The organism is Streptomyces sp. NPDC057002 (genome assembly GCF_042673825.1).
In the GTDB taxonomy this organism is placed as follows: Bacteria; Actinomycetota; Actinomycetes; order Streptomycetales; family Streptomycetaceae; genus Streptomyces.
The window spans coordinates 1,037,839-1,051,076 of the sequence record NZ_JBHURZ010000002.1; the positions used below are offsets into that span (position 1 = coordinate 1,037,839).

Below are 13,238 nucleotides of genomic sequence, written 5' to 3' on the forward strand. Positions count from 1 at the left end.
GCACTGCCCGCGCTCGCAGACCTCCGCCGGCTGCGAGAAGGGTGGCGGCAGCAGGCGAGGGGATGGGGGAAAGGCGACCGTGCCGGACAACCGAGCGGGAAGACCTTCGACGCCGGACCACGGCGAGCGCGGCGGTGGCCCCGCATCGGTGACGATCGCTTACATCGCCGAGTCCGCGGGTGTCTCCGTACCCACCGTGTCGAAGGTGCTCAACGGCCGGTCGGGGGTGTCGGACGAGACCCGGGCCCGCGTCAGGTTCCAGCTGGGCTGCATCGCGGCGACGGCGTCCATGGCGCGGGACGGAACCCCGGCCGTGGAAGGTCTCTGCTGTGCGGTGCCGCCGGGCGCGGCGAGCGCGGTGCCGGACAGTCCCAGGATGACGAGCAGTGCCAGCAGCAGGCCGGCCAGGCGCCCGGGGCCGCGGCCGCGATGGCGTGCGGGTTGCCGTATGTCCTTCATCTTCTTTCCTTTCGTTCGGTCGTAGGGGTTGGGGTTCAGTCGTCGAGGGGCTCGTAGTCGAACCAGTCGAAGTGGACGGTGCCTGCCGTGGCGTACAGGCCGATGACCCGGCCGGTGAAGCCGCCGGCGACCTCCGTCGACAGGTAGCGGCCGTCGAGGGTCGCGAGCTCGGTGAACGTTCCGTCCGGGGCTTCGATCCCCAGCGAGACGGCGTCGGGTCCGGTGCAGGGTCGGCCTGTCCCGGTGACGCGCGGGCCTGCCCTGGCTGTCCGGAACCGGCGCCCTGGACCGCACTCGGCCCGGCGCGCGCACTCGTCCTGCTCTCCGCTCTCGCCCTCTCCGGCACGGACGCCGTGGCTGTGCGCAGCCCGGCGTCCGTGCCGCACGTCCCGTCGGTCCCGTGGGGGAGGTACGCAGGTGGAGGGCGGCGTCAGTGCCGGGCGAACTGAACTCCGGTCGGTTGCACGACGTTCGCCCGCAGTGCGATCCCGGTGACGGTCAGGCGTTCTCCGTAGATGTCCGTGATCCTGATCGAGTTGCCGCACCCGCTGCCGTTGGCGGAAAGGAAGTAGTTGTATTCGGTGCGAGGCAACTGCCGCCAGCCGTCGCCGGTCTTGACCTCCAGGCGCGCGACCGGGTTCCGGTGGCCGATTGCCTGGATGCCGCACCAATAGGGGCCGGACCCGGTTTTGTATCGGATGGAGATCGTGTCGGACGTGCTGGGGCTCACCAGCTGCCAAGTGATCGGGATCCGGCCTACCTTGAGCTCGGCGAGCTCGGCGAAGGCCTCTTGGCTCAGGTCGAGTTGCCCTGGTGCACAGGGCAGGGGGCATTCGTTGGTGATCCGTACCGTGATCGCCTTGCCGTTGGCCGCGCGCACGAGCACGTACGCGCCGCATGCCTTGGACGTCTCGTAGTCCGTGGTGTTCATGGCCGCGATCATGAGGTCGGGACTCGGCCCGAACAGGCAGGCGCCGTCTCCGTCCTCGGCTTCGTAGGCGGTGGCGACCCCGGTGTAGGTGGTGCCGGGCCGAATCCGCCCTGCCGACGATGCGGTGGTCGACGCCGTTCGCGGGGAGTGTGGGGTGCCTGTGGCCGACGGTCGTGCCGACGCGGTGGTCGCAGTGGCCGTCGGAGCAGGGGTGCCGGTCGCACTCGGCGTCCCCGAAGTGGTCGGGGTGCCCGTGTCGGTCGCGGTGGTGGCTCTCACCTGAGTGGTGGCGACGGGTGTGGCCGCGATAGGCCCTGCATCCGCCTTTCGGTCGGGGAACAACCCCATGACCAGGTAGGCGAGAACGCCCGCGGCGGTCACCGCCAACGTGGCGCCGCCCAGCATGAGCCTGCGTCTGTGCCTGCGCCGGCGCGCGGCCTGCCTCGCTGTCTTCATTGCCTGTCCGTTCGGAAGATCGAGCTGATGGTGCACTGCTCAGTGGCCGCAGGAGGCGAATGGGTTGCCGACGTTCTTCTCAGCGGTTGCTCAAGGCGCCCCTCCTTGCCCATGCGGTGGCCCTACCGACTGCGGCCGACCGGGGTCGTGCCTGGGCTCCGCAGGCGTCCGTGCCGTCACTGGGAAAGAGGCCTCGGCGCGCGGCCGTTCCCTCACCGGAGCGGCATCGGGCAGGTCGGCCCGCAACACGCAGCCGGCTTCCTCCGGCTCGGCCGACCAGACCACCATCGCCCCGACAGGTTCTGGCGACGGGACTGCACTGGAAGTAGGAGACCCGCAGCGCCGCCAGTAGAAGGGGTCTCACCCGATGCCGCTCGGGCACGGTGCCGGCGGGGCGTCGGGCCAGGGCTGGAACGTTCTCGCAGGTGGAGGCCTTGTGGTTCAGACGCGTCAAGACAAGCCGCGCCGGCAGGTCCGGCTGTCGTTCCTCGGCCGAGCGGCGCGATCACGGGAGGCGCGAGCCGCGTACCCCGTGCTAACGTTTCGCGTTTGCCGCGTCGCTGTGTCGGTGCTCCGTTCGGTGTATCGGGCCGGCGGCCGCGTTCCTACCGCGCCTTCCTCGGTACGGTCCCTTCGGAGGAAGGCTGTCTGTGAGCGAATCAGCACGTGCCGATGCCCGGCAGCAGGACGATGTGTCCCAGACGGCGGACGCCACTTCGGCAGTGCCCACGGCGGCGTCCTTCGCGCAGCTGGGGCTGCCGGCCGAGGTTCTGCGGGCGCTCGATGAGCACGGTGTGACTGTGCCCTCCCCCATCCAGGCGGCGGCGCTGCCGAACGCGCTCACGGGACGGGACGTCCTGGGCCGGGGCCGCACAGGATCCGGCAAGACGCTCGCCTTCGGCCTGGGGATGCTCGCCCGGACGGCCGGGCGGCGAGCGCAGCCGAAAGAACCGCTGGCGCTCGTTCTGGTGCCCACCAGGGAGCTGGCGCAGCAGGTCGGCGAGGCGCTCACCCCCTACGCCGAGGCGCTGCGGCTGCGGCTCGCGACCGTGGTGGGCGGAGTGTCCATCGGACGGCAGGCCGCCGTGCTGCGGGATGGCGCCGAGATCGTCGTCGCCACGCCCGGTCGGCTGCACGACCTCATCGAGCGCAAGGACTGCCGACTGGGACGGGTGCGCATCGCGGTCCTGGACGAGGCCGACCAGATGTGTGACATGGGGTTCCTGCCGCAGGTCACCGAGATCTTGGACCAGGTGCGTCCCGACGGGCAGCGGATGCTGTTCTCCGCCACCCTCGACGGCGACGTCGACCAACTGGTGCAGCGCTACCTGCGCGACCCCGCCGTCCACTCCGTGGACCCCTCGTCCAGCGCGGTCTCCGCGATCGAGCACCACGTCTTCGTCGTGCACGGCCCGGACCGCTACGCCGTGACCACGGAGATCGCCGCCCGGGACGGTCGCGTCCTGCTGTTCCTGGACACCAAGCACGGTGTCGACCAGCTCACGCGGCATCTGCGGGCCGGCGGCGTGGCCGCCGCCGCCCTGCACAGCGGGAAGTCCCAGCCGCAGCGCACCCGGACCCTGGCCCAGTTCAAGAGCGGGCAGGTCACCGCGCTGGTAGCGACGAACGTCGCCGCACGCGGCCTGCACGTCGACGACCTCGACCTCGTGGTCAACGTTGACCCGGCCACCGACCCGAAGGACTATCTGCACCGCGCGGGCCGCACGGCCCGGGCCGGCCGCTCCGGCACCGTCGTGACACTCGTCCTGTCGGGACAGCGCCGCGAGACGAGCCAGGTCATGGCGGACGCCGACGTCGCCCCCAAGGTCACCAAAGTGCGGTCCGGCGAGGCGGAGCTGAGCCGGATCACCGGTGCCAAGGCCCCCTCCGGCAAGCTTCTCGACGGCGGGCCGGCCGTATCGCGCCCCAAGAACCACAACGCCCCGTTCCGCGGCCTGGGCACCACCAAGGACGCGACAGGCGGTTCCGGCGGCAGGCCGTCCCGCAAGAGCAGCGAGGCCCGAAAGCTCGCGGAGGCCCGCAAAGCGGCCCGGGTGCGGCGCGGCGGCTGAGACCGGCTTCCCGGACTGCCGGGCGGTGTCTTCGCCTACGCCGCCGCACCGAAACGTGGGACGGTCTGCCTCGCCCGGTCACGGGGCGGTCGGGCCGTCGCGGTCAAGGTGGCCCGCCCCGAGCCGGCGGCCGATCCGCACCTCCGTGAATACGTCCTCGGCCGTCCGGCCCCGCAGGGCCGGCCGCACGTACGGCACGTGGACTCGCACCGAATTCACGGCGGCAGGCCTTGTTGAAAGCCTGGAGATCGGCGATGCCCGCGGCCGCGGCGACGGCGGTGATGGACAGGGTGGAGGACAACAGGAGGTGGCGGGCGCGTTGAAGGCGTCGGTGCCGGATGTACGACACGACCGTGAGGCCGGTCTCGGCACGGAACACGCGCGTCAGGTGTGTGTGGGAGATCCCGACGGCGCGAGCGACGTCCGGTACGGACAACGGGCCGGCCAGGTGTTCCTCGACATAGGCCTGTGCGGCGGCCACGAACGGGTGGCGAAGCCCGGCGCCATCGATCCTCGGCAACTCGGCGATGCGCCACAGAGCGGTCCAGACCTCGGCCGTGGCTCGCGGAGGAGAAGTCGGCATGGCCGTCACGGCGTGTCGGAGCAGCTCGGCCAGGCCCGGGCTCTCGGTCGCGGCGTCCTGCATCACCGGCACCACCCGCGCGGTTCCGCCGTCGTGCAGCCTTAGATGCACGTAGAAATGCTCCGACCTGCCTCGGTAGTGAAAGTGCACCTCCGTGTTCGGCGGCACCAGGCTGACGTAACCGGGGCGTATGGGGTGTACCGACTGCCCGAGGGACAGCGCACCCTCGTAGTTGTAGAGGTGCAGCTGCCACAGGTCGGGCAGCCGGAAGACGTCATGGGCGCTGGAGACGCCGTGTACCCCGATGCCGGCATCGACCACGGTGGGCGCCTCGTCGAGCCGTACTGTCGTGTGCTTCACGAGGACGGAAAATTACCAGCACTGGACGATTTCAGCCCACGACCGAGCCGGACCCTGCACGTACGTTCGTCGCATGTCAACCAGCAAGCAACTCCTGACATCGGTTCAGGTGGCGCGCTTCGCCGCGCAGGGATTCCTGCGCCTGGACGGGGTGGTGCCGCAGGAGATCAATGAACGGGCCATCGCGGCCTTGGCCGAGGGCCTGCCGGGCGTGTCCTACGGCACTCCGCTGAGCGGGGCGTTCGCGAGGCACACCTTCGTCCACGAGCTGCTGTCCCTTCCGGTCGTCGCAGGCGCTGTCGAGAGCCTGGTCGGCCCCGAGCCGACCGTCGACCACCATGCGGTTCATGTGCGGGAGCCGCACGAGGGACAGGCTCAGCCGCTCCACGGAGACGCGATCATCGACGTGCGGCCGGATGCGTTCGACATCCAGCTCATGTACTACCCGCACGAGGTGACCGCCGAGATGGGCGGCACACTCAGTGTGCCCGGAAGCCATCTGCGCAGGATCAACGAGACGGATGTCGGCCGCGTCCAGAACCTCAGGGGCCAGACTCGTCTGACCTGCCCGGCAGGCACGGTCGTTCTCGTGCACCACGGCATCTGGCACGGTGGCCGCCGCAACGACACCGAGCGCCGTCGCTACATGTACAAACTCCGCCTCAACCCGACCGTGCCGCAGGTGCGACTCTGGGACACCTCCGATCTGCACGACCCTGCGGTGACCGCGGAACTCAACACGTACTTCCCCTGGTGCGAGCAGGCCACGGCCCGACTGGAGATCTACAACAGGGTCCTGCTGTGGCGGGCCCTGACCGGTGACGACTCGTTCGACATCGAGTACTGGGTCACGCGCGTCAGCAACCGGCCGACCCTGAGGAGTCACGCATGAGGCAGCAGGTTCTGGTCCTCTATCTCGCGACGTCGACCCTGGACTCCGACGTCGTGGGCTGGTCCCGCTACGACGGGACCGGCCGGACCCACCCGACGACCGGTGACAGCGACGAGCCGCCCTATCCCACGGGGCTTGCCGCGCTCCTCGACGGGTGGCGCCTGTTCCAGGCATCCCAACTGCTGCCGCCTCAGGCCGGTCACGAGTACGACGTCTCCTTCCTCAAGCACGAGTTCTTCTTCGAGAAGGTGGAGGACAGCTCTCGCCCTTGACAGGCTGCCCCACTCTGACCTGGCTTCCGTGGCGGAAACGCGGGAGGCGCATGGGCGTGCTCACGTCGAGGTGCAGAACGCCTCCACTGCGGAGGGTGCCAAGGTCGTGCAGTTCACCGACTGGGGCGGGGCCAACCAGCAGCGGCAACTGTGTGGAGCGCCCTCTTCGCCGCGGGCACGCACCGCGTGGGCGACCCTCTTGGCCGCGTGCGAGCAGGGTCGCCCTGACCGCCGAGATCCGGTCGTTCCCTGGCTACGGCTTCGACTCACTGGAAGGCCGGTACGACTTCCTTGATGAACAGCTCCAGGGACCTGCGCTTCTCCTCGTGGGACAGGCCGGTGTCGATCCAGAAGCTGTACTCGTCGACGCCGAGTTCCTCGTGAGCGCGCAACCGCTCGATGACCTCGGCCGGGGTGCCGATCATCGCGGTCTGGTGCAGCGACTCCGGTTCGAACTCCGGCCGGTCCTCGAACTTCGGCTCCGGGCTGGGCGGCAGGAACCCGTTCTGCGGAGTGGTCTTGTTGCCGAACCAGGCGTCGAAGGTCCGGTAGAAGCGGTTGATCGCCTCCGCGGCCGGACGCCAGCCGTCGGGCTCGTCAGGAGAGTGGACATGGGTGTGCCGCAGCACCATCAGCTCGGGGCGTGAGACCTCCGGGTGGTTCGCCACGGCCGTGTCGAACTTCCCCTTGAGGGCGACGACTTCCTCGTCGCCCTTCATCAGCGGCGTGACCATGACGTTGCAGCCCTGCGCCACCGCGAAGTCGTGGGAGGCGGGGTCGCGCGCGGCGATCCACATGGGCGGGTTGGGCTGCTGCACCGGTTTGGGGACGCAGGTCGAGGTCGGGAACTGCCAGATCTCGCCGTCGTGGGCGTAGTCGCCCTGCCAGAGCGCCCGGACGGCCGGCACGAGTTCACGCAGGTGCTTTCCGCCTTCGGCGGCGGGCAGTCCGCCCGCCAGTCGGTCGAACTCGAACTGGTAGGCGCCACGGGCGAGTCCGACCTCCATCCGGCCGTTGCTGATGACGTCGAGCAGTGCGCATTCGCCGGCGACCCTGAGCGGATGCCAGAACGGGGCGATGATGGTTCCCGCACCCAGGCGGATGGTCGAGGTCTTCGCGGCCAAGTGAGCGAGGAGTGGCATCGGGCTGGGGGAGATCGTGTACTCCATGGCGTGGTGCTCGCCGATCCACACGGTGCCGAACCCGCCGGCCTCGGCCATCAGGGCCAGTTCGGAGAGGTTCTCGAAGAGCTGCCGGTGGCTGACCTCCTCGTCCCGGCGCTCCATGTGCACGAACAACGAAAACCTCATGACTGCTCCTCGTGTGCTGTGGGGTCCAGGGCGCCGGCGGCGTCCAGCTCGGTGAGGGTGACGTCACCGGTGGCCCAGTGCGTCCGGGGGACCTCGTGGACGACGACGCGGATGTACTCGGGCCGGGCGTGCACGGTGCGCAGGACCGCGCCGTGCACCTCGTGGATCAGCTCCCGGATCTGCTCCGGGGTGCGGCCCTCGGCGAGGGTGATGGCGACCTGTGGCATGTCAGCTCCGCATGGTGAACGGGTCGGCCACGGGCTCCTCGCTCGTGTTGATCCAGACGCTCTTGAGCCGCGTGTATTCCTTGATGGTCTCGGTGCCGTGCTCTACGCCGACGCCACTGGTCTTGAAGCCCTGGCGCGGTGACATCGGGGACATGGCCCGGTAGGTGTTGACCCACACGGTGCCGGCGTCCAGACGCGCCGCCATGCGGTGGGCCCGGGAGAGATTCGTCGTCCACACTCCGGCCGCGAGTCCGTACTCGGTGTCGTTGGCCAGGCGTACGACCTCGTCCTCGGTGTCGAACGGCATGACCGCCAGGACGGGGCCGAAGATCTCCTCGCGTACGACGCGCATGCCGTTGTCGACGTCCACGAGGACGGTCGGCTCGTAGAACCAGCCGCCGAGGCCGCCGTCGGTGGCCCGGCCGCCGGTCAGCACCCGGGCGCCTTCGTCGCGTCCGAGGTCGACGTAGCCGGCGACCTTGTCGCGCTGGTCCTCGAAGGCCAACGGGCCGAGCTCGGTCTTCTCGTCCAGAGGGTCGCCGATGACGATGGTCCTGGCGCGCTCGGTGACCCGTTCGAGCAGCTCGTCATAGACGGACCGGTGCGCGAACACCCGGCTGCCGGCGATGCAGGTCTGTCCGGCGGCGGCGAAGATGCCGGCGACGACGCCCATCGCCGCGTTCGCGATGTTCGCGTCCTCGAAGACGATGTTGGGCGACTTGCCGCCGAGTTCGAGCGTCGAGCCGATGAACCGGCTCGCCGTCGCGGCGGCGATGCGCGCCCCGGTGGCGGTGCTGCCGGTGAAGGAGATCTTCGCGAGGTCGCGGTGGTCGACCAGGGCCTGCCCGGCCTCGGCGCCGAACCCGGTGACGACATTCACCGCACCCGGCGGGAAGCCCGCTTCGAGTGCCAGCTCGGCGAGTCTGAGCACCGTCGCCGAGGTGTGCTCCGAGGGCTTGATCACGACCGTGTTGCCGGCGCAGAGCGCGGGCGCCAGTTTGCTGCTGGTCAGCGTCAGCGGGGAGTTCCAGGGCGTGATCGCCCCGACCACGCCGAGGGGTTCGCGGGCCGTGTAGTTGAGTACCTGCCGGTCGGAGGTGGGGATGAAGTCGCCGTGGATCTTGTCGGCCAGTCCCGCGTAGTAGAAGTAATACTCGGGCAAGGACGCCAGCTGCCCGCGCATCTCGCGCAGCAGCTTGCCGTTGTCCTGCGTCTCCATGCGGGCCAGGTCTTCGGCGTTCTCGGCGATCAGGTCACCGAGACGGCGCAGCAGATGTCCGCGTCGCGTCTGGCTGAGGTCGCGCCAGCGCGGGTCCTCGAAGGCCTTCCGCCCGGCCGCCACGGCTTTCTCGATGTCGGCGGCGGTCCCGCGCGCGGCCCGGTAGAGGACCTGGCGCGTGGCCGGGTTGGTGCTCTCGAAGTACTTGCCCGACGCGGGCTCGACCCACGCCCCGCCGATGAAGTGCTGCAACGTGGTGAGGTCAGACATGTGCGCACTCTCCGATGAAGGTGGTGAGGCACTCGACGAACGCCTCGGGGCGCTCGACGGGCAGCATGTGACGCGCCTGGGGGATGACCACCGCGCGGCAGTCGGGGAGCGCCGCGGCGAGCCGGTGGGTCATCTCGGGGGTGGACCCGGGATCGTTCTCGCCCGTCACCGCCAGGGCGCGTACGTCGATGGCGGGCAGGTGCGGTGCGAGGTCGGCGTCGGCCGTGGCGAACACGCGATAGCAGTTGAGGAAGGAACCGATGTCGTTGGCGAGCAGAGTGGCCTCGGTGCGGGCCACCAGCCCGGGGTCGACGTCGGTGCCGTCGTACCAGCGCTTCAGGGACGCGGCCGCGCTCGCCGTGAAGTCGGCCTCCGCGGTGCGCAGCCGTCCGAGCACGGACGCCCGCTCCTCGGCCGTACGCTCGCACACCGCACTGACCGACGTCAGCGTGGCCACCAGTTCCGGGTGGTGCAGCGCCACCTGCTGGGCGACCAGTGCGCCCAGCGAGAACCCGACCAGGTGCGAGCCCGCCGGGATCTCGCCGACCACGTCGGCGGCCAGATCTGCGAGGGCCACCCCGTCACGCACCGGCGGGCGGGTGCCGTGGCCCGGCAGGTCGGGGGCGATCACGGTGAAGCGGTCGGCCAGCAGCGCGGCGGTGGGCTCCCACATGGTGTGGTCGAGCCCGACGCCGTGCATCAGCACCACGGTGGGCTTGCTCATGTATGCCTACTGCTCGGTCGAGAGCGGCGCCAGGCGCTGCTGGGGGCGCCCCTGGGCGGCCGCGGCGAGCGCGATGACGATCTCGTTCGGGTGCGGGGCGTCGCTCAGCCTGACCTCGACGGTCTGGTGGTGCGAACGGATGGTGGCGTCGGTGATGTGCTTCAGAGGGATGTCGAAGACGACACCGGCGGGTCCGCGCTTCTCGACCGCGGGCAGCAGGGTGGTGGCGTTGGCCGCCTTGCGGAAGTGGTCGCCGAACTTGAGCGTGTGGATCAGCGCCGAGCCGTGCTCGATCTCGCCGTCCAGGCCGACGACGGCGGCCTTGCCGTACGCCTCGGCGGGCGCTTCGAGCGCGTCGAGCACCGCCGGGGCCAGCAGCGCGCCGAGGCCGGAGGCGTTCGCCTCGATGCCGGGATTCAGGTCCTCGACGAAGCCCTGACCGGCCCAGGGGTTCTCGATCACCGCTGCGACGACGGCGATCCGGGCGGGGCGGTCGACCGCGCGCCCCCCTTCGGTGCGGATCTCCTCGACGACGGTCACGATCTTGCGGACGCTCATGAGGGAACAACCTCCAGGGTCTCGGTGGTGACGACGGGGTCGGTCATGCGGTCCCCGATACGTGGGTGCGGGCGCGGTCCCGTCGACGCGGCGGCGATGACGACGATCTCGTCCGGGCGCGGGGCGTCGGAAACGCGGGCACTGATGGTCTGGTAGTGACTGCGCGTCGCGGCATGTGTCTTGTGCCAGAGCGGGACGATCAGCGTCTCGCCGGCCTCGGCACGCGTGTCGGCGAAGCAGATGATCGACTCGCCCTGGAGGAACTCCCTCACCAGATTGCCGAAGTACGGAGTGTGGATGAGAGCCCCGGCGTGCTCGATCTCGCCCGCCGTACCGACGACGGCAGCCTTGCCGAACGATTCGATCTCGTCCACGCCACCCAGGGAAGCGATGAGCCGATCGGTCAGCAACCTGGCCAGGACCGGGGCGATGTGCCCCTGCTCCACGGACAGATCAGCCGATGGGCCGGTGCCCACCCACGGGTTCCGTATGACCGCGGCGACGCTGGCTCGCCGCGCGGGCTGAGCCGGTGCCTCGCCTGCCTCGGTCAGGACGACGTCGCGGTAGAGCACGAGCTTCCGGAGACCGACGTTCTCGTCAGGATGTGCCATGCGCTCTTGCATGGCACAGGACGATAGGCGTCGTCTTTCGGGTCGGTCAAGAGGTTGAACGAGGGAGCTCTCTTGCGGTCCATCTCTCCTCGCCAGGGACGACAACAGGCCTTTGAACTGCGATTATTGGTGGTATTCACGGTTGAAGCGCGATTCCGTGGTCCGAACCCTTGACGCTTCATCTACGCCATGCCTTACTGCTGCTTGTATGCCAGACCAGGTGGCCGTCGGCCCCGCGGACCCAAGGAGTTCTATGTCCAGTCACCTTGGAACGGGCGCGGAAACGACGCCCGCCCCGCCGTCGGGGAGCAGTTGGGAAAGCACCACGGATGACACGGACGCCGGCCGGGACGGCGGCGGGAAGCTCGGTTCCGTTTTCTGGGCCTCGATCGGTATCTCCACCGTCGTCGTGGCCTGGGCGGTGCTCTTCACGGACAACCTGAACAGAGTCACGAACGCCTCGCTGAACTGGGTGACGGCCACGTTCGGCTGGGCCTACCTGGTGGTCACGCTCGCCATTCTGATCTTCCTGGTCTTCCTGGCCTTCAGCCCCGCCGGCGACATCCGGCTGGGCGAGGACAGCGACCGTCCCGAGTTCTCGACGGTGACCTGGTTCGCCATGATCCTCAGCGCGGTCATGGGTATCGGACTGGTCTCGTACGGCGTCGCCGAACCGATCTCCCACCTGGCGACGCCACCGCACGGTCTCGCCGAGCCGAACACCCCGGCGGCAGCGGTACGCGCTCTCCAGTACTCCTACTTCGACTGGGGCCTGCACGCCTGGGCGATCTTCGCCGTCTTCGGTCTGGCCATCGCGTACTCGACGTTCCGCAAGGGCCGGCGCACCCTGGTGAGCCAGCTGTTCGTGCCGCTGCTCGGCGACCGCGTGAACGGGCCGATCGGCAAGGCGATCGACGTACTCGCCGTGTTCGCGACGCTCTTCGGCACCACGACGTCCCTCGGGCTGGGAGCTCTCCAGGTCAACAACGGGCTCGGTACGCTGTTCGGGGTCCCGGTCAACTCGGTGAGCCAGGTACTCATCATCGCCGCTGTCACCTCGATCTTCACCCTCTCGGCGGTGACCGGTGTCAGCAAGGGCATCAAGTTCCTGAGCCAGGGCAGTACGTTGCTGGCGGTCGCGCTGTTCGTCTTCATGCTGGTCGTCGGCCCGACCGTGTTCCTCGCGAACCTGTACATCGAGTCCGTGGGCCAGTGGGCCACCGACTTCTTCAGGATGAGCCTGCAGGGCACCGCGTTCGGCGGGCTCGAGTGGATGCAGTGGTGGACCTACTTCATGATGGCGTGGTGGGTCTCCTGGGGCGCCTTCGTGGGCGTCTTCCTGGCCCGTATCTCGCGAGGCCGCACCATCCGCGGCTTCATCATGGGCGTCCTGGTCGTCCCCAGCGTGGTGTTCTTCACCTGGTTCACGGTCTTCGGCGGCACGGCGATCCACGTCGACCTGTTCGAGGACGGTGACATCGCCAAGCAGACCGCCGCCGACATCAACAGCGCGTTCTTCGCGACCCTCGACCACTTCCCGTTCGCCGGGATCACCTCGGCGATCGCGATCCTCCTGGTCGTGATGTTCTTCGTCTCCGGCGCGGACGCCAACACCTACGTGCTGTCCATGATGACCTCGGACGGATCACTCACCCCGCGCCGTTGGGTGCTCATCCTCTGGGGCGTCCTCACCGGAGTCACCGCCGTCGTCCTCATGCTCGCGGGCGGTCTGAACGCCCTGCAGAACACCGTCATCGTGACATCCCTGCCGTTCCTCGTGATCATCGCCGGCCTGGCGGTGTCCTTCTGGAAGGAACTGAGCACAGACCGAAAGGAGAAGACCGGTGTCACACCCCGAAGCTCGTCGTGACCTCATCGAGAAGGCGTGGACCGCGGCCTGGGGCGAGGGCGACGCCGACGCCCTCGACACCCTGCTGAGCCCGGACTACCTCCGCCGCAGCAGCGATCCCCACCCGCTGGACCTCGACGCCTTCAAGGCCTCGATCGTCTCGACCCGGGCAGCCTTCCCGGACCTCGTCACGACCATCGACGAAATCGTGGTCGAGGGCGACAGGGCCGCGATCCGCTGGCACAGCACCGGAACCCACGTGAACTCGTTCCTCGGTGTCCCTCCCACCGGGCGACACGTCGATGTCAGCGGTGCCACCTTCGCCCGCTTCGACGGGGACCGGATCGTCGAGGAGCACGTGACGTGGGACCCCCGGGCGCTGCTCTCGGCCCTGGGCGTCATCCGCGTGGGACAGGACTGACGATCACAATGACTAGGAGTACCT

14 protein-coding genes and 2 pseudogenes are annotated in these 13,238 nt (G+C 69.2%); 7 read left to right on the plus strand and 9 right to left on the minus strand.

From position 1 onward, the window contains the following. Positions 1–79: 79 nt before the first annotated feature. Positions 80–253 (plus strand): annotated as a pseudogene (locus ACFT32_RS12745) (LacI family DNA-binding transcriptional regulator); the annotation flags it as partial. Between the two features lie 241 nt (positions 254–494). Here ACFT32_RS12745 and ACFT32_RS12750 read toward each other — a convergent pair. After that, positions 495–683 (minus strand): annotated as a pseudogene (locus ACFT32_RS12750) (glycoside hydrolase family 43 protein); the annotation flags it as partial. A 206-nt stretch (positions 684–889) separates the two neighbouring features. Continuing rightward, the gene (locus ACFT32_RS12755; RefSeq protein ID WP_382488886.1) at positions 890–1,495 is read right to left on the minus strand and encodes an expansin EXLX1 family cellulose-binding protein; all 606 of its coding nucleotides are present in this window, start codon (positions 1,493–1,495) and stop codon (positions 890–892) included. A 49-nt stretch (positions 1,496–1,544) separates the two neighbouring features. Here ACFT32_RS12755 and ACFT32_RS12760 point away from each other — a divergent pair, with 49 nt between their 5' ends. Continuing rightward, positions 1,545–1,673 carry a hypothetical protein gene (locus tag ACFT32_RS12760; protein ID WP_382488926.1) on the plus strand — a complete coding sequence of 43 codons (129 nt, stop codon included), beginning with the start codon at positions 1,545–1,547 and terminating at the stop codon, positions 1,671–1,673. An 823-nt stretch (positions 1,674–2,496) separates the two neighbouring features. Then, complete coding sequence (locus ACFT32_RS12765) at positions 2,497–3,918, plus strand: DEAD/DEAH box helicase (RefSeq protein WP_382488439.1); 1,422 nt, start codon at positions 2,497–2,499, stop codon at positions 3,916–3,918. 103 nt (positions 3,919–4,021) lie between these two features. Here the strand turns inward: ACFT32_RS12765 and ACFT32_RS12770 are convergent, their stop codons facing one another. Then, complete coding sequence (locus ACFT32_RS12770) at positions 4,022–4,861, minus strand: helix-turn-helix domain-containing protein (protein WP_382488440.1); 840 nt, start codon at positions 4,859–4,861, stop codon at positions 4,022–4,024. Between the two features lie 73 nt (positions 4,862–4,934). On the opposite strand from ACFT32_RS12770, the gene ACFT32_RS12775 reads away from it, so the two are divergent. Together ACFT32_RS12775 and ACFT32_RS12780 are read left to right on the plus strand one after the other, a co-directional pair. Beyond that, positions 4,935–5,753, plus strand: coding sequence for a phytanoyl-CoA dioxygenase family protein (locus tag ACFT32_RS12775; protein WP_382488441.1), 819 nt, complete (start codon positions 4,935–4,937; stop codon positions 5,751–5,753). Beyond that, positions 5,750–6,025 carry a hypothetical protein gene (locus tag ACFT32_RS12780; protein WP_382488442.1) on the plus strand — a complete coding sequence of 92 codons (276 nt, stop codon included), beginning with the start codon at positions 5,750–5,752 and terminating at the stop codon, positions 6,023–6,025. Before ACFT32_RS12775 ends, ACFT32_RS12780 begins: the two co-directional genes overlap by 4 nt. A 266-nt stretch (positions 6,026–6,291) precedes the next feature. Here the strand turns inward: ACFT32_RS12780 and ACFT32_RS12785 are convergent, their stop codons facing one another. Genes ACFT32_RS12785 through ACFT32_RS12810 form a run of 6 tightly spaced genes read right to left on the minus strand, consistent with a single transcriptional unit; the run spans position 6,292 to position 10,944 of the window. Then, complete coding sequence (locus ACFT32_RS12785) at positions 6,292–7,335, minus strand: LLM class flavin-dependent oxidoreductase (protein WP_382488443.1); 1,044 nt, start codon at positions 7,333–7,335, stop codon at positions 6,292–6,294. Further along, positions 7,332–7,562 carry a 4-oxalocrotonate tautomerase family protein gene (locus tag ACFT32_RS12790; protein WP_382488444.1) on the minus strand — a complete coding sequence of 77 codons (231 nt, stop codon included), beginning with the start codon at positions 7,560–7,562 and terminating at the stop codon, positions 7,332–7,334. Before ACFT32_RS12790 ends, ACFT32_RS12785 begins: the two co-directional genes overlap by 4 nt. Before the next feature lies 1 nt (position 7,563). Beyond that, on the minus strand, positions 7,564–9,051 hold the full coding sequence (locus ACFT32_RS12795) for an aldehyde dehydrogenase (protein WP_382488445.1): 1,488 nt from the start codon (positions 9,049–9,051) through the stop codon (positions 7,564–7,566). Beyond that, the gene (locus ACFT32_RS12800) at positions 9,044–9,775 is read right to left on the minus strand and encodes an alpha/beta fold hydrolase (protein WP_382488446.1); all 732 of its coding nucleotides are present in this window, start codon (positions 9,773–9,775) and stop codon (positions 9,044–9,046) included. The genes ACFT32_RS12795 and ACFT32_RS12800 overlap by 8 nt, the downstream gene beginning before the upstream one ends. Before the next feature lie 6 nt (positions 9,776–9,781). Beyond that, a complete protein-coding gene (locus tag ACFT32_RS12805; RefSeq protein ID WP_382488447.1) occupies positions 9,782–10,333 on the minus strand; it encodes an amino acid synthesis family protein in 552 nt (183 codons plus the stop codon). Beyond that, positions 10,330–10,944, minus strand: a complete 615-nt coding sequence (locus ACFT32_RS12810) for an amino acid synthesis family protein (protein ID WP_382488448.1) — start codon at positions 10,942–10,944, stop codon at positions 10,330–10,332. Before ACFT32_RS12810 ends, ACFT32_RS12805 begins: the two co-directional genes overlap by 4 nt. A 253-nt stretch (positions 10,945–11,197) precedes the next feature. Between ACFT32_RS12810 and ACFT32_RS12815 the strand changes: the two genes are divergently transcribed. Together ACFT32_RS12815 and ACFT32_RS12820 are read left to right on the plus strand one after the other, a co-directional pair. Further along, complete coding sequence (locus tag ACFT32_RS12815; protein WP_382488449.1) at positions 11,198–12,814, plus strand: BCCT family transporter; 1,617 nt, start codon at positions 11,198–11,200, stop codon at positions 12,812–12,814. After that, positions 12,789–13,214, plus strand: coding sequence for an ester cyclase (locus ACFT32_RS12820; protein WP_382488450.1), 426 nt, complete (start codon positions 12,789–12,791; stop codon positions 13,212–13,214). Before ACFT32_RS12815 ends, ACFT32_RS12820 begins: the two co-directional genes overlap by 26 nt. Positions 13,215–13,238: the final 24 nt, after the last annotated feature.

What these genes read in the sequence shown, in the direction of transcription:
- ACFT32_RS12775 (WP_382488441.1), top strand. Translation starts at nt 4,935, where the DNA reads ATGTCAACCAGCAAGCAACTCCTGACATCGGTTCAGGTGGCGCGCTTC.
- ACFT32_RS12780 (WP_382488442.1), top strand. Translation starts at nt 5,750, where the DNA reads ATGAGGCAGCAGGTTCTGGTCCTCTATCTCGCGACGTCGACCCTGGAC.
- ACFT32_RS12785 (WP_382488443.1), bottom strand. Translation starts at nt 7,335, where the DNA reads ATGAGGTTTTCGTTGTTCGTGCACATGGAGCGCCGGGACGAGGAGGTC.
- ACFT32_RS12790 (WP_382488444.1), bottom strand. Translation starts at nt 7,562, where the DNA reads ATGCCACAGGTCGCCATCACCCTCGCCGAGGGCCGCACCCCGGAGCAG.
- ACFT32_RS12795 (WP_382488445.1), bottom strand. Translation starts at nt 9,051, where the DNA reads ATGTCTGACCTCACCACGTTGCAGCACTTCATCGGCGGGGCGTGGGTC.
- ACFT32_RS12800 (WP_382488446.1), bottom strand. Translation starts at nt 9,775, where the DNA reads ATGAGCAAGCCCACCGTGGTGCTGATGCACGGCGTCGGGCTCGACCAC.
- ACFT32_RS12805 (WP_382488447.1), bottom strand. Translation starts at nt 10,333, where the DNA reads ATGAGCGTCCGCAAGATCGTGACCGTCGTCGAGGAGATCCGCACCGAA.
- ACFT32_RS12810 (WP_382488448.1), bottom strand. Translation starts at nt 10,944, where the DNA reads ATGGCACATCCTGACGAGAACGTCGGTCTCCGGAAGCTCGTGCTCTAC.
- ACFT32_RS12815 (WP_382488449.1), top strand. Translation starts at nt 11,198, where the DNA reads ATGTCCAGTCACCTTGGAACGGGCGCGGAAACGACGCCCGCCCCGCCG.